The sequence below is a fragment of the Ramlibacter agri genome (genome assembly GCF_012927085.1).
Taxonomy (GTDB): domain Bacteria; phylum Pseudomonadota; class Gammaproteobacteria; order Burkholderiales; family Burkholderiaceae_C; genus Ramlibacter; species Ramlibacter agri.
On the sequence record NZ_JABBFX010000001.1, the window covers coordinates 2334818 to 2353587 of the forward strand.

General features: G+C 69.3%; 17 protein-coding genes. 8 read left to right on the forward strand and 9 right to left on the reverse strand.

What is annotated here, in order from left to right:
* The first annotated feature begins 2 nt into the window (after window positions 1-2).
* Both HHL11_RS11285 and HHL11_RS11290 read left to right on the forward strand, forming a co-directional pair.
* Window positions 3-929 carry a M14 family metallopeptidase gene (locus HHL11_RS11285; RefSeq protein WP_169418473.1) on the forward strand — a complete coding sequence of 309 codons (927 nt, stop codon included), beginning with the start codon at window positions 3-5 and terminating at the stop codon, window positions 927-929.
* Between the two features lie 91 nt (window positions 930-1020).
* Window positions 1021-1611: a hypothetical protein gene (locus tag HHL11_RS11290; protein ID WP_169418474.1), complete on the forward strand. Its 591-nt coding sequence runs from the start codon at window positions 1021-1023 to the stop codon at window positions 1609-1611.
* A gap of 6 nt (window positions 1612-1617) precedes the next feature.
* Here the strand turns inward: HHL11_RS11290 and HHL11_RS11295 are convergent, their stop codons facing one another.
* Window positions 1618-2112: a hypothetical protein gene (locus tag HHL11_RS11295; protein ID WP_169418475.1), complete on the reverse strand. Its 495-nt coding sequence runs from the start codon at window positions 2110-2112 to the stop codon at window positions 1618-1620.
* A 154-nt stretch (window positions 2113-2266) separates the two neighbouring features.
* Between HHL11_RS11295 and HHL11_RS11300 the strand changes: the two genes are divergently transcribed.
* Window positions 2267-2884, forward strand: coding sequence for a YbhB/YbcL family Raf kinase inhibitor-like protein (locus HHL11_RS11300; protein WP_169418476.1), 618 nt, complete (start codon window positions 2267-2269; stop codon window positions 2882-2884).
* Window positions 2885-3045: 161 nt separating this feature from the next.
* On the opposite strand, the gene HHL11_RS11305 is transcribed toward HHL11_RS11300, so the two are convergent.
* Genes HHL11_RS11305 through HHL11_RS11330 form a run of 6 tightly spaced genes read right to left on the reverse strand, consistent with a single transcriptional unit; the run spans window position 3046 to window position 9557 of the window.
* Window positions 3046-3972, reverse strand: a complete 927-nt coding sequence (locus HHL11_RS11305; protein WP_169418477.1) for an AraC family transcriptional regulator — start codon at window positions 3970-3972, stop codon at window positions 3046-3048.
* A 38-nt stretch (window positions 3973-4010) separates the two neighbouring features.
* On the reverse strand, window positions 4011-5384 hold the full coding sequence (gene dalD, locus HHL11_RS11310) for a D-arabinitol 4-dehydrogenase (RefSeq protein WP_169420010.1): 1374 nt from the start codon (window positions 5382-5384) through the stop codon (window positions 4011-4013).
* Between the two features lie 28 nt (window positions 5385-5412).
* The gene (locus tag HHL11_RS11315; protein ID WP_169418478.1) at window positions 5413-6453 is read right to left on the reverse strand and encodes an ABC transporter ATP-binding protein; all 1041 of its coding nucleotides are present in this window, start codon (window positions 6451-6453) and stop codon (window positions 5413-5415) included.
* A gap of 21 nt (window positions 6454-6474) precedes the next feature.
* Window positions 6475-7377: a carbohydrate ABC transporter permease gene (locus tag HHL11_RS11320; protein WP_169418479.1), complete on the reverse strand. Its 903-nt coding sequence runs from the start codon at window positions 7375-7377 to the stop codon at window positions 6475-6477.
* A gap of 4 nt (window positions 7378-7381) precedes the next feature.
* Window positions 7382-8239 (reverse strand): carbohydrate ABC transporter permease, encoded by an 858-nt coding sequence (locus HHL11_RS11325; RefSeq protein WP_169418480.1) that lies wholly within the window; start codon window positions 8237-8239, stop codon window positions 7382-7384.
* A gap of 10 nt (window positions 8240-8249) precedes the next feature.
* The gene (locus tag HHL11_RS11330; RefSeq protein WP_169418481.1) at window positions 8250-9557 is read right to left on the reverse strand and encodes an ABC transporter substrate-binding protein; all 1308 of its coding nucleotides are present in this window, start codon (window positions 9555-9557) and stop codon (window positions 8250-8252) included.
* 268 nt (window positions 9558-9825) lie between these two features.
* Here HHL11_RS11330 and HHL11_RS11335 point away from each other — a divergent pair, with 268 nt between their 5' ends.
* Together HHL11_RS11335 and HHL11_RS11340 are read left to right on the forward strand one after the other, a co-directional pair.
* Entirely contained in the window at window positions 9826-10239 is a 414-nt protein-coding gene (locus HHL11_RS11335; RefSeq protein WP_169418482.1) for a DUF2141 domain-containing protein, read from the forward strand.
* A gap of 14 nt (window positions 10240-10253) precedes the next feature.
* A complete protein-coding gene (locus tag HHL11_RS11340; RefSeq protein ID WP_169418483.1) occupies window positions 10254-11744 on the forward strand; it encodes a carotenoid oxygenase family protein in 1491 nt (496 codons plus the stop codon).
* Window positions 11745-11834: 90 nt separating this feature from the next.
* Here HHL11_RS11340 and HHL11_RS11345 read toward each other — a convergent pair whose 3' ends face one another.
* Window positions 11835-13301: an amino acid permease gene (locus tag HHL11_RS11345; protein WP_169418484.1), complete on the reverse strand. Its 1467-nt coding sequence runs from the start codon at window positions 13299-13301 to the stop codon at window positions 11835-11837.
* Between the two features lie 42 nt (window positions 13302-13343).
* Entirely contained in the window at window positions 13344-14123 is a 780-nt protein-coding gene (locus tag HHL11_RS11350; RefSeq protein ID WP_169418485.1) for an IclR family transcriptional regulator, read from the reverse strand.
* An 84-nt stretch (window positions 14124-14207) separates the two neighbouring features.
* On the opposite strand from HHL11_RS11350, the gene HHL11_RS11355 reads away from it, so the two are divergent.
* The 3 genes from HHL11_RS11355 to HHL11_RS34355 are packed head-to-tail and all read left to right on the forward strand — an operon-like array spanning window position 14208 to window position 18765.
* Window positions 14208-15191 (forward strand): tripartite tricarboxylate transporter substrate-binding protein, encoded by a 984-nt coding sequence (locus HHL11_RS11355; RefSeq protein WP_169418486.1) that lies wholly within the window; start codon window positions 14208-14210, stop codon window positions 15189-15191.
* A 5-nt stretch (window positions 15192-15196) separates the two neighbouring features.
* Entirely contained in the window at window positions 15197-16054 is an 858-nt protein-coding gene (locus tag HHL11_RS11360) for an enoyl-CoA hydratase-related protein (protein ID WP_169418487.1), read from the forward strand.
* Window positions 16051-18765, forward strand: a complete 2715-nt coding sequence (locus HHL11_RS34355; RefSeq protein WP_169418488.1) for a CoA transferase — start codon at window positions 16051-16053, stop codon at window positions 18763-18765. The genes HHL11_RS11360 and HHL11_RS34355 overlap by 4 nt, the downstream gene beginning before the upstream one ends.
* Window positions 18766-18770 lie beyond the last annotated feature (5 nt).

The window sequence follows — 18770 nt, forward strand, 5'->3', positions numbered from 1 at the left end:
GGATGAGCACCCAACCGCCCCTGGAAGTCCTGCCGCGTGACCTGAGCGCTTACCGCGCAGGGAACACCGGCATTCCCTACGTGCATCGTTTCGACTCCGGCAAGCCCGGGCCGCACGTGCTGGTGAACGCGCTGACCCACGGCAACGAGCTGTGTGGCATGGTCGCAGCCACGCATTTGCTGGACCAGGGCGTGCGCCCAGCTGTCGGAATCCTGACGGTGAGCTTCGCCAACGTCGCCGCCTACGAGTCCTTCGATCCGGGCAAACCCTTTGCCAGCCGCCAGCTGGTGCACAACCTCAACCGCATCTGGTCGGCCGAACAGCTGGAAGGCAGCGAGGACAGCCCGGAGCTGCGCCGTGCCCGCGAACTGCGCCCGGTGGTGGACGCGGCCGACCACATCCTGGACCTGCACTCGACGTCGCAGGAGGTCGAGCCCTTCTGGGTCTACCCCAACTTCGCGCGCAACGCCGAACTGGCGCTGGCGATCGGCCGGCCTTCGGTGCACCTGGTCATGCCCGAGGGCCTGGGTTCAGGCACGCCGGTCATCCAGCACGGCCGCCATGGCCGCGCGGATTCCAATGCCGGCGTGGCGCTGGTGGCCGAGTGCGGCCAGCATTTCCGCCAGGCGACCTCCGACCTGGCGGTGGAGGTCACGCTCGATTTCCTGGCTTACTTCGGCCAGATCGCGCCGCGGCCGTTCGCGAAGACGCCGCAGCGGCGTTACCAGTTGCTGCAGACGTATGTGATCCGCACGCCGGAGTTCCGCTTCACGCGGCCGGTGAAGGGCTTCGAGACCTTCGCCGCCGGCGAACTCATCGCCACCGATGGCGCGCAGGAGATCCGCGCGCCCGAGGACTGCACCATCCTGATGCCGGCGCGCGAAGCCATCGTCGGCCGCGAGGGTGTTTACATCGCGCGTGCTCTCTGAAATTGCGCAGCGCACAATGGCATCGAAATTGCGGAATGCAAGCGGCCGGGAGGGAACGCCTCTCCCGGGCTGAAAACGGGGGGCGACCATGGTGAGGTTCACTTCATGGGGATCGGCCGGCATCTGGCTGGCCGCGGGCGCGGTGGCGGTGGGGCTCACGCTGCTGGCGCCGAGCGAGCGGGCGGTCATGGGCCAGCTGCCGCCGCTGGCGGCGAAAGCGCGCGACCAGCGCCAGCTGACGCTGCCGCAGGAGCTGCCGGCCGAGCGCACACTGGCGCTGCTGATCTTCCGGCACGAGCAGAAAGCGGAAGCGCGCACATGGATCGACGGCCTGCTGGCGCAGGACGCGAGCATCCCGTGGCTGAAAGTGCGCGTGCTGCCGCCGGACGAGGTCACCCGGCAGGCCACGGCCCGGCCCTTGGTCTTGCCGACCGCACCGCTGCCTCCGGGCACCTTGCTGCCGGGCGCGCGGCCGGAGCGGCTGCTGTCGGTGGCCGCCAACGCCGGCCAGCTCGCGCAGGCGATGGCGTTGCCCGACACCGAGCATGCGCAGGTCGTCGTGCTAAGCCGTGACGGCCAGGTGCTCGCCAAGGCGCAGGGCGCCTACGACGAGCAGAAGGCGCGGGCCTTGCTGGAGACCTTGCGGGCCAGCTCGCCGCTGGAACCGTTCCGGGTCGATTGAACCGGTTCAATAATCGGCGTTGCTGCCGGCCCAGAGCCCCGTCCGCAGCAACAGCCAGCGCCACTTCTCCACCGCCTTGAAGGGCAGGGCCTTGCCGGTGGCGTCGTGGATGGCGCGGCCGTGTTCCATCTGCAGCGTGATGGTGCCGGCGGCCGTGGCGCTGGCCGGGCAGGTCCAGTTGCGGCCGTCATGGATCTGGCAGTTGCTGAACTTGCCGGACGCCTCGCGGTTGCCTGCCGTCCAGAACAGCACTTCCTCGTGCACGCGCAGGGCGCGGAAGCGGAAGCGCGGGCCGGCGGCCAGGCGGCCGGTGCATCGGGCGCCTTCCCACTGGCCGCCTTCGCAGGTGACCGTGTAGATGGTGCGTTCGCCCTGCAGGGTGATGAAGTCCGTCAGCCACATCATGGCAGCCAGGAACACCACCACCAGGACTCCCACGCCGGGGAGGATGGTGCTGGAGAGCCGGCTTTTCGGGTGCGCGTTGTTGGCTGTTTCAGGCAAGGCAAGGTCCGGGGTTCGACGCGGCGCATGGTAACTCCGGGCGGCGTCCAGGTCAGCAGTAGTTGCCCGCCCGTGGCGCTTACGGCTCGGCGTGCCGTCCGACAGCCCGGGCAGGGCGCTCCCGGTACATCTGGGGGCAAGGAGCGAACAGACAATGCTGGAGAAACTGCCCGAAGTCGTGGGCCACGCCTTGCGGGACCGCCGCGCCGGCCTGGACAAGCTGGCCTTCAACCGCTGCGGGCTGCGCGGCGGCCATGGGACGCTGCAGATCTCCAGCCTGGCCTTCACCGACCACGGGCCCATCCCGGCGCGCTACACGGCCGACGGCGACGGCGAATCGCCGCCGCTGCAATGGCAGGGCGTGCCGGCCAACGCGGCCAGCCTGGTGCTGGTGGTGGAAGACGCGGACGCGCCCACCTCCGAGCCGCTGGTGCACGCCATCGTTGTCGACCTGCCGGCGGGTGACGGCGGCCTGCCGGAAGGCGCGATCAAGGGCCCGGCTGGTGAAGGCCGGCACGTGCACGAAGGCCGCAACTCCTACCTGCGCGCCGGCTGGCTGCCCCCCGACCCGCCACCGGGCCATGGCGAACACCGCTACGCCTTCCAGCTCTTCGCGCTGGGCCCGGGCGAAGCCTTCGAAGGCAAGCCGGGCCGCGACGACGTGCTGGCGGCGATCCGCGAGCGCGGCTTGGCGAGCGGCATCCTGGTCGGGACCTATGCGCGGCCGGATGGGAGCGTGCCGGTGGAGGGCGCGCAGGCGGTGGCGGCTTGAACTTCGGGACGCAAAGGTCGCAAAAAGTACGCAAAGGACGCAAAAAAGCCCTTTGAATTTTTTTGCGTCCTTTGCGCAACCTTTGCGACCTTTGCGTCCGGAAGTTCCCGAAGTTCCGGCAGTTCCGGCAGTTCCGGCAGTTCCGGCAGTTCCGGCAGTTCCTATGAGCCGAAGCGATGGTCCACTTGCCGCCGGAACTCGCTTGGCGTCACGCCCTTGATGTCGAGGAAGCGGCGGTTGAAGTTGGCGACGTTGCCGAAGCCGACTTCGTAGCAGATGTCGGTGATGTAGCGGTCCGACTCCATCAGCAGCTGGCAGGCGCGGTTGATGCGCACGTGGTTCACGAAGTCGGTGAAGGTGTTGCCGGTGGCGCGGCGGAAGAAGCGCGAGAAGCGGCTTTCGCTCATGCCCAGTTCCTGCGCCAGGTCGGCCGCCGACAGCGGATGCGCGAGGTCGTCCATCAGGCGGCTGACGATCGCGTCGATCTGCCCCAGCTGCAGGTCGGTGTCCGCGCTTTGCAACTGCGCCTGCGACAACAGCCGGTAGTCCGTGCAGCGCGCCAAGGTGCCGAGGAAGGCCACGAAAGTGCCGATGCGCACCAGCCCGCGGCTGGCCTTCACCTGGTGCCAGCAGGCTTCGGCGTGTTCCGCCAGGCCGAAGAACTCGATGCCGTGCCGCGCCCGCTGCAGCAAGGGCAGCACCTCGCCCAGCTCGGGGATGCCGGCCGCGGCCTGTTCCAGCGGCGCGTGCGGGAACTGGATGACGAGGTCGCGCACCGCGATGCCGCCGTCCGGCACGTCGGTGGAGATCCAGTTGTGCGGCAGCCGCGGGCCGGTGAGCACCAGGTGGCCGGGCTGGAACTGGCCGATGTAGTCGCCGACGAAGGCCTTGCCCGAGGAAGCCACGATCAGGTGCAGCTCGTATTCCTCGTGGCAGTGCCAGCGCACCAGCGGGTTGGGAAAGCCGTGCGCCAGGCAGCGGATGAAGCCCGCTGTCTCCGGCGGTTCGTAGCCCAGCTCGGGGCTGCGGGAGTAGGGCTGCTCCAGCTGCGGCTGGCGCTGGCGGGGCAGGGGGCGGCGGGTGGCCATGGCGGGACGCTACACCGGCGAGGTCCCGCACGCAAACATCACGACACCTCGCGCTCGAAGGCCGCCACCCGCGACCACGCCCGCCGCAGCGCTTCGGTCAGGCGCTCGTCGCCGGCCAGCTCGCCCCACAAGGTCGGCTCCGCTGCCAGCGCCGCGCACGGGTCGACGTCGGCGCAGATGGCGTGCGCCACCGCCGGATCCATCGCCTGGTCCTGGTAGGCGTAGGGCAGCTCGCCGCGATGCCAGCGCTGCAGGCAGGCCAGGAACAGCGCCGGCAGCATCGCGACGGCGCCGATGTCCTGCCCGCGCTGCAGCCGCTCGCGCACGGTCGGCGCGATGAAGCCCGGGATCTTGGCGAAGCCGTCCATCGCGACCCGCTGGTTGGTGTCGTTCAGCGCCGCATTGCCGAAGCGCTGCAGCACCACGTCGCGGTAGGCCGCGAGCTTGATCGTGCTGGGGCTCAGCACCGGGATCACGTCCTCGGTGACGTAGTCGTAGGCGAAGCGGCGGATGCGCGCATCGGCCGTGCCTTCGTGGATAAAGCGATAGCCTGCCAAGGTGCCGGCCCAGGCGATGCAGCTGTGCGTGGCATTGAGGATGCGGATCTTCGCTTCCTCGTGCGCATCCACCGACGCCACCATCTCCACACCGACGCGCTCCCAGTCGGGGCGACCGGCGGCGAAGCGGTCCTCGACGACCCATTGCAGGAAGGTCTCCGCCATGATCGCGGCCGGATCCTGCACGCCGGTCGCCGCCCTCACGCGCTGCGCCACTTCCGGCGTCGGCCGTGGCGTGATGCGGTCCACCATGCAGTTGGGGCTGGTCGTGGAGGTCTGCATCCAGTCCAGCAAGCGGCCTTCGCCGGCCAGCTCCAGGAAACGGACCAGTCCGGCGCGGGCGCGGTCGCCGTTGTGGCGCAGGTTGTCGCAATTGAGCAGGGTGAGGCCGCCCGCGTTGGCCGCCATGCGGGCGCGCAGGATCGCGGCCAGCGCGCCGTAGATCGTGCTGCCCGCGCGGCCGGCGCGCGCCTGTGCGAGGTCGGCCACGATCTCCGGCGCAGCTTCGTCCAGGCGGCCCGCGCCATCCAGCGAGTAGCCCGACTCCGTCACCGTGAAGGAGACGATGCGCGTCGCCGGATCGGCGCCGCGCTGGACCAGTCCGGACAGCGCGGCATCCCATGCCACCACCTCGCGAATGGCAGTGATGCGCTGGTAAGCGCGCTCGCCCTCCGGAGACACCGTCTCCAGCGTGTAGGCGCCACCCTGCGCCTGCAGCGCTGCGATCGTTTCCATCATGTCGGGCCGCAGGTTGCCGCCCGCGAGGATCCAGCGCTGGTCGCCGGCGTCGTGCAATCGCTGCAAATAGACGGCCTGGTGGGCGCGGTGGAAGGCGCCCAGGCCCAGGTGCAGCATGCGCAAGGGTTCGTGCACGTCGACGCTCCTACGCTGCCGGCACCGCGATAGCGTGCCCCTTGCCGTCGAACAGGTGCGCCGAGGCCAGGTCCAGCTCCACGCCTACCGTGTCGCCCGCGTGCAGCTCGGTGCGCGTGTTCTGGCGCGCGGTCAGCTGCGTGCCCGCGGTGGTGCTCAGATAGATCAGCGTCTCCGCGCCCAGCGCTTCCACCAGTTCCACTCGGCCGTCGAACTGGCCCTGGCCGCGCGGCTTCAGCGCGACGTGCTCGGGCCGCAAGCCCACCGCGCCGTCGCCCGGCAGCCGCGGGCCGAGGCCGCCCAGTTGCGGCAGGCCGCGCGCCGGCACCACGTTCATCTGCGGCGTGCCGATGAACTGCGCGACGAACTGGCTGGCCGGCCGGTCGTACAGCTCCAGCGGCGTGCCCACCTGCTCGATGCGGCCGTCGCGCAGCACCACCACGCGGTCGGCGAGCGTCATGGCTTCCACCTGGTCGTGCGTGACGTAGATGGTGGTGGCGCCCAGCTCGCGGTGCAGCCGCGCGATCTCCACCCGCGTCTGCCCGCGCAAGGCCGCATCCAGGTTGGACAGTGGTTCGTCGAACAGGAAGACCTTGGGCGAGCGCACGATGGCCCGCCCGATCGCCACCCGCTGGCGCTGGCCGCCCGAGAGCTCGCGCGGCGTCCGCTTGAGATAAGGCGTGAGGTTGAGGATCTGCGCCGCGCGCGCCACCTTGTCGCGCACCTGTGCCGGGTCGGCCTTCGCCAGCCGCAGCGCGAAGCTCATGTTCTCTTCCACCGTCATGTGCGGATAGAGCGCATAGCTCTGGAACACCATCGCCAGGTCGCGCTTGGCGGACGGCACCTGCGTGATGTCGCGGCCATCGAGTTCCAGCGTGCCGTCGCTGATGGACTCGAGGCCGGCGATCAGCCGCAGCAGCGTCGACTTGCCGCAGCCCGAAGGGCCGACGAAGACGATGAACTCGCCCCGCTCGATGGCCAGGTCCACGCCCTGGATGACGCGCGTCTCGTTGAAGGTCTTGGTGATTCCGTGAAGTGCCAGGAATGCCATGGGGATCTTCCGGTTGGGGCGCTACTTGACGGCGCCGAAGGTGAGGCCTTGCACCAGCTGCTTCTGCGTGAGCCAGCCGAAGACGACGATGGGCGCGATGGCCATCAGCGAAGCCGCCGACAGCTTGGCCCAGAACAGCCCTTCCGGGCTCGAATAGGATGCGATCAGGGTCGCCAGAGTGCCGGACTTGGCGGAGCTCAGGTTCAAGGCCCAGAACGCCTCGTTCCACGCCAGCACCAGGCACAGGAGGCCGGTGGAGGCGAAGCCGCCCATCGCCAGGGGCAGCAGCACCATGCGCGCTTCCTGCCACAGCGTGGCGCCGTCCATGCGCGCCGCTTCCAGGATCTCGGCCGGGATGTCCTTGAAGTGCGAGTAGAGCATCCACACCATGATCGGCAGGTTGCTCAGGGTGAAGACGACGATCAGGCCGGTGCGCGTGTCCAGCAGGTTGGCCGATTGCGCCAGCACGTAGATCGGCACCAGCGCGCCCACGGCCGGCATCATCTTCGTCGACAGCATCCACATCAGGATGTCGCGCGTCTTCTTCGTGCGGAAGAAGGCCATCGAATAGGCCGCCGGCGCGGCGATGGCCAGCCCGATCAGCGTGGAGCACACGCTGGTGATGACCGAGTTCTTCGCATAGAGCAGGTAGTCGCTGCGCTGCTGCACCTCGACGAAGTTCTCCAGCGTCGGCCGGAAGAAGAACAACGGCGGCACCTGGATGGCCTGCAGCTCGGTCTTGAAGGCCGTCAGCGCCATCCACCCGAGCGGGAAGAACAGCAGCAGCGTGACCAGCCAGGCGGCGGCGGTGCGCACCGCCAGCGCGAGGTTGTAGCGGATGGTCCAGGGCAGTGCGGCGCGCTTCCTGGCGACGGGCAGCGCGAGCGGCGCTTCGTCCAGGTGCAGGGGGACGGGCTCGTTCATGGCGTCAATCCAGGTTCTTGCCGATCATGCGGATCAGGAACACCGCCGCGACGTTGGCCAGCAGCACCGCGAACAGCGCACCCGCCGAAGCCACGCCGGCATCGAAATTGAGCAGCGCCTGCTTGAAGATCAGGAAAGCCACGTTGGTGCTGGCGTCGCCGGGGCCGCCGCCGGTGGTGGTGAAGATCTCCGCGAACACGCTCATGAGGAAGATCATCTCGATCATGATCACCACCGCGATCGAGCGGCCCAGGTGCGGGATGACCATGAAGCGCAGCTTCTGCAGGTAGTTGGCACCGTCCATGGTGGCGGCCTCCAGCTGCTCGCGGTTCATCGACTGCAGCGAGGTGATGAAGATCAAGGTGGCGAAGGGCAGCCATTGCCAGGCCACCATCAGGATGATGCTGAAGAGCGGCAGGTCGGTCAGCCAGTCGACCCGCTGCAGGCCGAAGAACTGCCAGACCTGCGCCAGCACGCCGTAGATCGGGTTCATCATCATGTGCTTCCACAGCAGCGCGTTGACCGTGGGCATGACGAAGAAGGGCGCGATCAGCAGCAGCCGCACCAGGCTGCGTCCGGGGAAGGGCGCATCCACCAGCAGCGCCACCGCGATGCCGCCGGCCACCGTGATGGCGATCACGCTGGCGAGCAGCACCACCGTGTTCACCACCGCCGTCATGAAGGACGGGTCGGTGACGAAGTACTCGAAGTTGCCCAGCCCCGCGAAGCCGCGCACCTCCGGCTGCATCAGGTTGAACCGGATCAACGAGAAGTAGATGGTCATCGCCAGCGGCACGATCATCCAGAGGAAGAGCGCGGCCACCGCCGGCGCCATCAGCGCCCGGGGCAGGAAGCGGTTCATGGCGAACCCCTTACTTGTAGTAGCCGGCCTTCTTCATCTCGCGGTCGGCCGCGGTCTGCGAGGCCTTCAGCGCCGCGTCGACGGATGTCTTGCCGGCCAGCGCCGCGCTCATCTGCTGCCCCACCGCGATGCCGATCGCCTGGAACTCGGGAATGGCGGCGAACTGCACGCCGACATACGGGCTCTTGGGCAGGGTGCTGTCGTTCGGGTTGGCGCTGTCGATGGCGGCCTTCTCCGCGGGCGCGAACTTCGCGGCCTTCAGGAAGTCGGCGTTCTCGTACGTGCTCTTGCGCGTCCCGGTCGGCACCGTGGCCCAGCCATTGGTCTTGCCCACCAGCGCGATGTAGTCCTTGGAGGTCGCCCAGCTGATGAACTTCTGCGCCTCCGGCACCTTCTTCGAGCCGGAGGGAATGGCCAGCGCCCAGGCCCACAGCCAGTTCGCGCCCTTGGGCGTGACGGCGGTCGGCGCCTGCGCGAAAGCCACCTTGTCGGCCACCTTGGATTGCTTCGGGTCGCTGACGAAGCTGGCCGCGATGGTCGCGTCCACCCACATGCCGCACTTGCCGGCGTTGAACAGCGCCAGGATCTCGTTGAAGCTGTTGGCCGAGGAGCCGGGCGGCCCGTAGTTCTTCAGCAGGTCGACGTAGAAGTTGGTCGCGTCCTTCCAGGGCTTGGATTCCAGCTGCGGCTTCCAGCCGGCGTCGAACCACTGGCCGCCATAGGTGTTGGCCAAGGTGGTGATGAAGGCCATGTTGTCGCCCCAGCCCGGCTTGCCGCGCAGGCAGATGCCGTACACGCCGTTCTTCGGGTCGTGGATCTTGGCGGCCAGGTCCTTCACCTGCGTCCAGGTCGGGTGGTCGCCGAGCTGCACGCCGGCCTTGTCGGCCAGGTCCTTGCGGTACATCAGCATCGAGCTCTCGCCGTAGAAGGGCGCGGCGTAGAGCTTGCCGTCCACCGACAGGCCGTTGCGCATGGCGGGCAGCAGGTCGTCGACATCGTAGGCGGCGTCGGGCTTCAGCTCCTGCAGCCAGCCCTTCTTGCCCCAGATCGGCGTCTCGTACATGCCGATGGTCATGATGTCGAACTGGCCGCCCTTGGTGGCGATGTCGGTGGTGACGCGCTGGCGCAGCACGCCTTCCTCCAGGGTCACCCACTTGACCTTGACGCCGGGGTTGGCCTGCTCGAAGTACTTCGTGAGCTTCTGCATCTCGATCATGTGGCCGTTGTTCACGGTGGCGATGACGAGTTCGGTGTCCGCATGGGCGGCGCCTGCCAGGGCAAAGGCTGCCGCCAGCGCCAGGGTCGTTTGCAGTCTCATGTTCGTCTCCTTGAATGCCGGTAGGTGAGGCAAGCAGACGATAGGCTTCCGGCGGCGCGACGCCGATACTCGAACCCGGCTTCCCTGTACTTTTTTGCGTAGCCCGCTCAGGGATTTCACCGAGCGGCGCGACTCGGTACCGGCGCACTCCACGCGCGGCCGCCTGCATTTCGCGCCGCGCTTTCCGCATTCCGTCGCATCCCGCTGGGGCTCCGGCGGCGCGCTTCCTACAGTGCGCCCATCCCGACGACCGACAAGGAGCCACGAGATGCAATCCACCTTCCGCCAACTGCTGGCCGCCGGCGCGCTGGGCGCCATCGCCGCCGGCGCCCATGCGTTCGACCTCACCGTCGAAGTGGTCGATGCGCGCTCCGACCAGGGCATGGTGATGGGCGCCCTGTATGGCGCCGACAACTGGATGAAGGCGCCGGTGCAGGGCGAGCGCCAACAGGCCGGCCCCAAGGCCGTGCTGGTCTACCGCAACCTGCAGTCCGGGCAGTACGCGCTGTCGGTCTTCCACGACGAGAACGGCAACGGCAAGCTGGACACCAACCCGGCCGGCATTCCGCTGGAGCGCTATGGCTTCAGCCGCGACGCCGTCGGCCGCATGGGCCCGCCGACCTTCGCGGACGCGGCCATCGACGTGCGCGCCGACACCACCATCACCATCCACCTGCGTTGAGAGGGAGACCCGCCATGGACCGCCGCAATTTCCTCTTCGCCGCCGCCGGCACGCTGGCCTTCGGTGCGCACGCCTCCGAAGTGCCGGACGCTTACGCCGCCGCCTTCGAAGCGAGCCGCGCCAGCCAGCCCTGGACCCTGGGCTACGCGGGCCTGCAGCAGGACGCCGCGCCGATGCCGCTGAAGCTGCGCGGCAAGATCCCGAGCGCGCTCTATGGCGCCTACTTCCGCAACGGGCCGGCCCGCCACGAGATCGGCGGCCAGCGCTACCACCACCTGTTCGACGGCGACGGCATGGTGCAGAAGTACACCATCGGTCCCGACGGCGTCTCGCACATGGGCCGCTTCGTGCGCACGCAGAAGTTCCTGGCCGACAGCGCCGCGGGCCGGCCGGTGCGCGCGGCCTTCGGCACCCATCCGCCGGGCGCGGAGCCGATGCACTCGCCGGATGCGATCAATGCCGCCAACACTAGCGTGCTGCAGCATGGCGGCGAGTTCTATGCGCTGTGGGAGGGCGGCTCGGCGACGCGCATGGACCCGAGGACCCTGGACACCGGCGAGCTGAAGACCTGGTCGCCCGAGTACGCCGGCATGCCTTTCTCCGCGCACCCGAAGGTGGAGCCGGACGGCACGCTGTGGAACTTCGGCGTCAGCAGCATGGCCGGCCTGCTGTCGGTCTACCGGATCGATGCGCGCGGCGCCCTGCAGAACGCGGTCACCTTGAAGGTGCCGGAGATGAGCCTGGTGCACGACTTCGCGGTGACGCAGAAGTATCTCGTCTTCCTGCTGCCGCCGCTGGTGTTCGACCGCGCGCGCTCCGAGGCCGGCGAGACCTTCCTGGACAGCCACGTGTGGAAGCCGCAGTTGGGCATGCGCGTGCTGGTGCTGGACAAGGACAAGCTGGAAGAGCCGCAGTGGTTCACGCTGCCGGCGGGCTTCGTGTTCCACATCGGGAACGCCTGCGAGGACCGCGGCGTGATCCGCCTGGATTACGTGCGTTCCGACGATGCCTGGCATGCGACCACCGGCCTCAAGGAGTTGATGCAGGGAAAGGCGCAGACGCGTACCGATGTCTCGGTGGTGGTGGTGCAACTGGACCTGGCGAGCGGCCGGGCGCGGCAGGAACTGCTGCCGCACGTCTCGGAGTTCCCGCGGGTGGATCCGCGCGTGGTCGGGCGCCGCTACTCGCAGGTGCTGCTGGCGGAGCGCGTCGATGCGCGCGCCGGCCGCCCGGGCTTCGACAGCGTGCTGCGGCTGGACGTCACCAGCGGCAAGGCGGATCGCTATCGCTATGGGGCGGATGTGATGGTGGAGGAGCACGTGTTCGTGCCCGGAACGCGCGCAGGCGAGGCGTGGGTGATCGGCACGGCTTTGGATCTGAAGCATCGCTCGATGCTGTTGTCCGTGTTCGATGCGCGTCGCCTGGCTGACGGACCGGTCGCGCAAGCGGTCATGGACCGCCCGATGCCGCTCGGCTTCCACGGCATCCTCGTACCCAACACGTAGGGTGCGCAGCTCCGCTGCGCACCGCGCGAGGTTCATGGTCAGGCGGTGCGCAGCAAGCTGCGCACCCTACGCCATCACGCCATCACGCCATCACGCCGCGCGCCGCAACGCGAACTCCTCCTCGGGCGACAAGATCAATCTCTTGCGCCCATGCACCGCGAAGTACGCCACTGCCACCGCATACCAGAGCGCGACCCACAACACGCCAGCGCGATACGTGGCATCACTCAACTGGTAATACAAGGTCACGACCGCGATCACCACCGTCACCACGGCCCCCGGCACGCCCAGCGGGCTGCGGAAGGGCCGCTCGATCTCCGGCCGGTTCTTCCGCAGCAGGATGAACGACACGGCCTGCATGATGTACGAGAACATGGCGCCGAACACCGCCATGTTCAGCAGGGTCCCGCCGATCACCGCCGCGCCACGCTCGGCGCCCAGCGACAACCACAGCGCGTACATCACGGCCAGCGCCACCACCGAGCCCACGATCATCGCCAGGTGCGGCGTCTGCCAGCGGCCGTGCGTGAGCGATAGCACCGAGGGGAAGTAGCCCGCGCGGCTCAGCGAATAGATCTGCCGGCCCTTGGCGAAGATGATGGTGTGGAAGCTCGCCACCAGGCCCAGCACGGCGACCAGCGCCAGCCCTTTCGCGATGCCCGCGCCGTACAGCGCCTTGAAGCCATCGAGCAGTGGCTCGCCCGATTTCGCCAGCGCGTGCGCGCCGACGCCCGGCACCGAGGGATTCAACCAGAGGATCAGCGAGGCCGAGGCGATCAATGTGGCGATGCCGGACAGGATGCCGGGCGCCATGTCGCGCCGCGGATCCACCGACTCCTCGGCGGCTAGCGGCAGTTGCTCGATGGCCAGGAACAACCAGACGGCAAAGGGCAACGCCGCCAGCACGCCGCCCAAGCCTTGCGGCAGGAAAGGGCCGTGTCCCGCATCCAGCTTCACGCCGCCCGGCCCGACGTCCAGCGCCCAGCGCGCGAAGGCTATGCGGGGCAGGGCGCTCGCCCAGAAGACGGCGAGGCAGGCCAGCGCGAGCAGGGTCACCACCAGCGTCACCTTGAACGACAGTTCGACGCCCGCGATGTTGAGGCCGACGAACACGACGTAGAAGGCCAGCCACCACAGCGGCTGCCAGGCGACCGGCGTCTCGAAGATGCCGCCCATGTAGCTGCCGATGAAGTACACGATGACCGCCGGCGTCAGCACGTACTCCACGTTCTCGGCGAGTCCCGTGAGGAAGCCGCCCCAGGGGCCCATCGCGGTGCGGGCGAAGGAATAGGCGGCGCCGGTGTGCGGCAAGGCCGGCGAGAGTTCAGCCAGCGAGAAAGTCAGGCCCAGGTACATCACCGCGATGGCGATGGTGGCCAGCAGCATGCTGCCCCAGCCGTTGGCGAGCCCCAGGTTCCAGCCGGAGAAATGGCCCGAGATCACCGCGCCGACGCCCAGCGCCCACAGCGACCAGATGCCGGCATAGCGGCGCAGGCCGCGGCGGGCGAAGTAGGCGGGATCGACCTGGGCGTAGCGCACGCCCCCGGCTTGCTGCATGGCGGACTCCTGTTGGCAGGTCCGGCCGCCATGCTAAAGGACCTAGGCTTGGCTGGCCACCACAGTCCCCGAGAGGTCGCGGGCGCCGGCGCGCAGCTGCGCCTCCAGGTGCGCGCGATGCACGAGGAAGCGCGCTGTCGGCACGGCCAGCACCAGCGCCGCGCGCAGCTTGCCATCGGCCCCGAACACCGGCGCGGCCAGGGCGGAGCCGCCGTCGGCCATCTCGTCGATGGACACGGACACGCCCTCGGCGCGGATGCGCTCCAGGTTCTCGCGCAGGGCGGCCTTGGTCCGCAAGGTGCGCGCGGCATGGGCCTGCAGCTTCACGCCACGCAGGTACTGGTTCAGGAAGGCCGGTTCCGAATAGGCCAGCAACAGCTTGCCGACGCCGGTGGAATACAGCGGCCGCTGCTCGCCGACCTCCGGCGCGAAGCGCACTGCTTGCGGGCTGGGCCGGCGGTCCGTGTAGAGCGCGCACTGGCGGTCTTCGGTGAAGGTGCCCAGCAGCGCCGTCTCCTGCGTGCTGTCCCGCAAGGCCTGCAGCACGTCGGCCGCCAGGTCCTCGAAGCTGTTGGCGCTGCCGATGGCCGCCGCCAGCCGGAAGCTGGCGGAGCCCAGCTTGTAGCCATTGCCGAAGCGGCGCACGTAGCCCGCGGCCTCCAGGGCCCGCAGCAGGTGCATCAGGCTGGTCTTGGGCAACTCCAGCTGCGTGCTCAAGGTGGCCAGCGACACGGGGGCGCGCGCCTGGGCCAGCGCCTCGATGGCCTGCATGGCCCGGGTGGGTGCGCGGGGCGGTTCGCGTCCGGTCGATTCCGTTTCCATATGCGAATGCTATACGCTTTTCAAAACGCTTCCTAGAATTCCGCGCATCGGCCCGAGCTCGGGCCCGCAACGCAGGAGACACCCGTGAGAAAGATCATTCGCGCCCTGGCGGTGGCCACCGCCGCCCTGGGCCTGGCAGGCGCGGCGCTGGCGCAGGGCGGCTGGCCGGCCGGCAAGACCGTGAGGGTGATCGTGCCCTTCGGCGCCGGCACCGGCCTGGACGTCATGGCCCGAGGCTTCGCCGAGCGCCTGGCCGAGCAGCTGAAGACCGCGGTCGTCGTGGAGAACCGCGAAGGCGCGGGCGGCACGGTCGGCGCCCTGGCCGTGGCTCACGCGCCGGCGGACGGCTACACGCTGATGTTCACGGCGCACGCGCCCTTCGCCGTCGCGCCCTACCTGCAGTCCGGCGCGGGCTACGACCCGGTCAACGACTTTGCGCCGGTGGCCAAGGTCGCCCAGATCCCCATGGTGCTGATCACGGGGGCGAACTCGCGCTTCCGCAGCCTGGCGGACGTGGCGGCCTATGCCAAGGCGAACCCGGGCAAGCTCGATTACGCGTCGTCCGGCATCGGCACGCCCAGCCACCTGCACATGGAGGTGATCAAGCGCGAGCTGGGCGTCGACATCGCCGCCGTTCCGTACAAGAGCACGGGGCAGGCGATGACGGACGTGATCGGCGGGCAGTTGCCGCTGTACATGCCCTCTTTCCCCGCGGCGCTGCCGCAGATGAAGGCCGGGCAGGTGCGCGGGCTGGCGATCGGCTCGGCGAAGCGTTCGCCCGTCATGCCCGACATCCCCACGCTGGCGGAGCTGTTGAAGCAACCCAACCTGGAAGCGATCGTCTGGTACGGCTTCCTCGCGCCCAAGGGCACGCCGCCCGAGATCGTCGAACGCCTGCATGCCGAGATCGCCAAGGCCGAGGCCGGCCCGCGCATGAAGGAGCTGATGGACAAGGTAGGCGCAGAGGCCGCCCCGGCCGCGCCGCGCGAGTTCGCGCAGCAGATCCAGCGTGACGCCGAGGCCTCGCGCAAGCTGCTGGCGTCGCTGGGCGTGAAGGCGGAGAAGTGAGCGCCATGGAACTCAAGGTCACCACCTATGGGGTCGATGCCGATGGCGTCGCCACCGTGCAGTTCAACCGCCCGGGCCGCGGCAATTCGTGGACCGCGCGCATGAACGAGGAATTCCGCTTCCTCATGGCGCAGGCCGACGCCGACCCGCAGGTGCGCGTCATCGTCCTCACGGGCGGCGGCCGCCAGTTCTGCGTGGGCGCCGATTTCGGCGCGCTCGATTTCTATGCGGAAGGCGACAAGGACTACCTGGCCACGGTGCGCGGCGAACGCTTCGCGCAGCCCGGCTACGGCGTGCGCCCGGAGTTCGACCACGACCTGGTCTGGCAATGGGGCTTGCGCAAGCCGGTGCTCGCCGCGATCAACGGCGCCTGCGCCGGCATCGCCGTCGCCATCGCCGGCTTCTGCGACCTGCGCTATGCAGTGGCAGGCGCCAAGTTCACCACGGTCGCTCCGCGCATCGGGCTGCCGGCGGAATACGGCATGGCCTGGTTGCTGCCGCGGCTGATGGGGGTGACGCATGCCATGGATGTCCTGCTGACCGGGCGCGTGTTCCTGGCGGAAGAAGCGCGCGCGATGGGTTTCCTGAACGCGGTGTTCGCGCAGGACGAGTTCGCGGCGCGTATCGCCGAGATCGCCCGCAACATCGCTCGCAACGGTTCGCCGCGCGCCATGGAGCGCACGAAGCGCCAGGTCTACGGCGAGCTGATGGCCGCCGACGTGGGCGCCTGCGTCGAGGATTCCAAGCGCCTGATCGGCGAGTTCATGCAGTCGCCGGATTTCCGCGAAGGCGTGGCGGCGCAGCGGGAGCAGCGGCTACCGCGCTTTGCCGCACTGGCAGGCGGCCGGGAGGCTGGGCAATGAGCGCGCGCTGGTCGCGCGAGGTGGTCGACGGCGTGGTGAACGGCCATCCCTGCCGCGTGTATGCGCAACGTCCGCGCTCGCTGGGCGAGCTGCTGCTGGACGCGCAGCGCTGGGCCGCGCGGCCTTTCCTCGTGCAGGGGGAGCGCCGCCTGAGCGGAGACGACCACGCCCGGGCGGTCGCGCGTGTCGCCGATGTGTTGCGCAGGCGGGGCATCCGGCCCGGCGATCGCGTCATGCTGCTGGGCTACAACCAGGTCGAGTGGCTGGTGGCCTTCTGGGCCCTGCAATGCTGCGGGGCGACCGCGGTCCTCGGCAACGCTTGGTGGAGCGATGAGGAGACCGCGCATGCGCTCGCGCAGTCCGCGCCGGTGCTGGTGATCACCGACCGCGGTGCCGAGCGCGCGCTGCCCGCGGGCCTCGCCAGGCTTGCTTTCGCCGAATTGCGGCCGCTGGTGGAAGCCGGCGAGTCCCTGCCGCTGCAGGTCGATCCGGTGGACGAGGATGCGCCCGCCCTGGTCGTCTTCAGCTCCGGCACCACCGGCCAGGCCAAGGGCGTGCTGATGTCGCACCGCGGCGTGATCGCCAACATCCAGAACCTGCTGGCGCTGCAGGGGCGGCTGCCTTCGGAGCTGTCGCCCGGGCATCCGGGCACGGTCAGCCTGATGACGATGCCGCTGTTCCACCTGGCCGGCGTGCAGATCTCCTTCATGACCCTGCTTTCGGGCGGCAAGCTGGTGGTCACCGAAGGCCGCTTCGAGCCCGTGCAGGTGCTGCGCCTCATCGAAGCGGAGCAGGTGCGCGCCTGGGGCGCGGTGCCGACGATGGTGGCGCGGGTGATCCGGCACGAGGACTTCGGCCGCTACGACACCGGCAGCCTTTCCAGCATTCCCATGGGGGGCGCCGCGATTCCGCACGAACTGCGCGCGGAGATCGCGGCCGCTTTCCCGAAGACTGCGAAGCGCGTCGGCAGCATGTACGGCCTGACCGAAGCCGGCGGCGTGCTGGCCGCGGGCTCGGGCGCGGACCTCGAGGGCCGGCCCAACTGCGTGGGCAGGCCGCTGGCCTCGGTGGAGGTGCGCATCCGCGGCGCCAACGCGGAAGGCGTGGGCGAGATCATTGCCCGCACGCCGACCGCCACGCTCGGCTACCTGGGCGAGTCGGAGACTGTGTGCGACGCGGAAGGCTGGATCGCCTCCGGCGACCTGGGCCGCTTCGACGGCGAAGGTTTCCTCTACGTCGTCGGCCGCAGCAAGGACACCATCATCCGCGGCGGCGAGAACATCGCCAGCCAGCACGTGGAGCGCTGCCTGCGTACGCATCCCGCGGTGCTGGAGGCGGCCGTCGTGCCGCTGCCGCATGCGGACCTCGGCGAAGAGGTGGGCGCAGCGATCGTGCTGCGCGAGGGCGCGGCCGCAACCGTGCAGGAGCTCACCGAACATGCACGGAAGCACCTGGCGCGCTTCGAGGTGCCCACGCGCTGGTGGCTGCGGCGCGATGCGCTGCCCACCAATGCGAGCGGCAAGGTGGTCAAGCGCGAGCTCGTCGCGAACTGGCCGGCGGAGCCGGCGCGCGGCGTCCTCCACGGCATCCGCGTGCTGGACCTGACGCAGATGGTGGCCGGGCCGCTTTGCACGATGATGCTGGGCGACCTGGGGGCGGAAGTGCTCAAGGTGGAACCGCCCGAGGGCGACTCCAGCCGGCAGATCGGCCGGAACCGGCCTTCCGGCGAGAGCGACTACTTCCTCAGCGTCAACCGCAACAAGCGCAGCGTCGTGCTGGACCTGAAGAAGGAGCAGGGCCGCGCCACCTTGCAGGCGCTGGCCGCGCACAGCGACGTGCTAGTGGAGAACTTCCGGCCCGGCACCATGGAGCGGCTCGGCATCGGCTACGAAGCCTTGCACGCCGCGAACCCGGGGCTGGTCTACTGCGCGCTCAGCGGCTTCGGCCAGGACGGCCCCTACCGCGACCGGCCGGCGCTGGACCCGGTGATCCAGGCGATGTCGGGCGTGATGCAGCTGACCGGCACGCCGGCCAGCGGCCCGCTGAAGACCGGCATGCTCATCTCGGATTTCGTCCCGCCGCTGTTCGGCGCCATCGGCATCCTGGGCGCGCTCTATGCGCGCCGCGACAGCGGGCAAGGCCAGCGCGTGGACGTGTCGATGCTCGACGCGACGGTGTTCTCGATGGTGCCGCGCGAAGGCTACTTCTTCTCCACCGGCAAGACGCCGGAACGCCTGGGCAACGCGCACTACCAGCTCTCGCCCTGGAACACCTATGCCACGGCCGACGGCCGCCACGTGATGGTGGTGGCCCACACGGAGAAGTTCTGGCGCGCGCTGGCGCAGGCCACGGGCTGCGAGGACATGCTGGCGGATGAGCGCTTCGCCAGCAACGGCGAGCGCATGCGGCATCGCGACGTGCTGGATCAAAGGTTGGCCGCGGCTTTCGCGGGCGCGCCGCTCGCCGCCTGGAGCGAGCGCCTGGAAGCAGCGGGTGTGCTGTTCGCGCCGGTGCGCGATTTCGAGGAAGTGTTCGCCGATCCGGTGGTGCAGCAGATGGTCGAACGCGTGGCGCATCCGACCGCGGGCAGCGTGGAAGTGCTGCGCAACCCGATCCGGCTGTCGGCCAACCCGGCCAGCATCCGCCGGGCGCCGCCCCTGCTGGGCGAGCACACGGCCGAAGTGAAAGCTTCGCTCGCCGCCGGAGCGTAGCGCGT

What these genes read in the sequence shown, in the direction of transcription:
- dalD (WP_169420010.1), bottom strand. Translation starts at nt 5,384, where the DNA reads ATGCTGCACCTGGGCCTGGGCGCCTTCCACCGCGCCCACCAGGCCGTC.
- HHL11_RS11285 (WP_169418473.1), top strand. Translation starts at nt 3, where the DNA reads ATGAGCACCCAACCGCCCCTGGAAGTCCTGCCGCGTGACCTGAGCGCT.
- HHL11_RS11350 (WP_169418485.1), bottom strand. Translation starts at nt 14,123, where the DNA reads ATGGAAACGGAATCGACCGGACGCGAACCGCCCCGCGCACCCACCCGG.
- HHL11_RS11315 (WP_169418478.1), bottom strand. Translation starts at nt 6,453, where the DNA reads ATGGCATTCCTGGCACTTCACGGAATCACCAAGACCTTCAACGAGACG.
- HHL11_RS11360 (WP_169418487.1), top strand. Translation starts at nt 15,197, where the DNA reads ATGGAACTCAAGGTCACCACCTATGGGGTCGATGCCGATGGCGTCGCC.
- HHL11_RS11345 (WP_169418484.1), bottom strand. Translation starts at nt 13,301, where the DNA reads ATGCAGCAAGCCGGGGGCGTGCGCTACGCCCAGGTCGATCCCGCCTAC.
- HHL11_RS11325 (WP_169418480.1), bottom strand. Translation starts at nt 8,239, where the DNA reads ATGAACCGCTTCCTGCCCCGGGCGCTGATGGCGCCGGCGGTGGCCGCG.
- HHL11_RS11335 (WP_169418482.1), top strand. Translation starts at nt 9,826, where the DNA reads ATGCAATCCACCTTCCGCCAACTGCTGGCCGCCGGCGCGCTGGGCGCC.
- HHL11_RS11305 (WP_169418477.1), bottom strand. Translation starts at nt 3,972, where the DNA reads ATGGCCACCCGCCGCCCCCTGCCCCGCCAGCGCCAGCCGCAGCTGGAG.
- HHL11_RS34355 (WP_169418488.1), top strand. Translation starts at nt 16,051, where the DNA reads ATGAGCGCGCGCTGGTCGCGCGAGGTGGTCGACGGCGTGGTGAACGGC.
- HHL11_RS11300 (WP_169418476.1), top strand. Translation starts at nt 2,267, where the DNA reads ATGCTGGAGAAACTGCCCGAAGTCGTGGGCCACGCCTTGCGGGACCGC.
- HHL11_RS11330 (WP_169418481.1), bottom strand. Translation starts at nt 9,557, where the DNA reads ATGAGACTGCAAACGACCCTGGCGCTGGCGGCAGCCTTTGCCCTGGCA.
- HHL11_RS11340 (WP_169418483.1), top strand. Translation starts at nt 10,254, where the DNA reads ATGGACCGCCGCAATTTCCTCTTCGCCGCCGCCGGCACGCTGGCCTTC.
- HHL11_RS11320 (WP_169418479.1), bottom strand. Translation starts at nt 7,377, where the DNA reads ATGAACGAGCCCGTCCCCCTGCACCTGGACGAAGCGCCGCTCGCGCTG.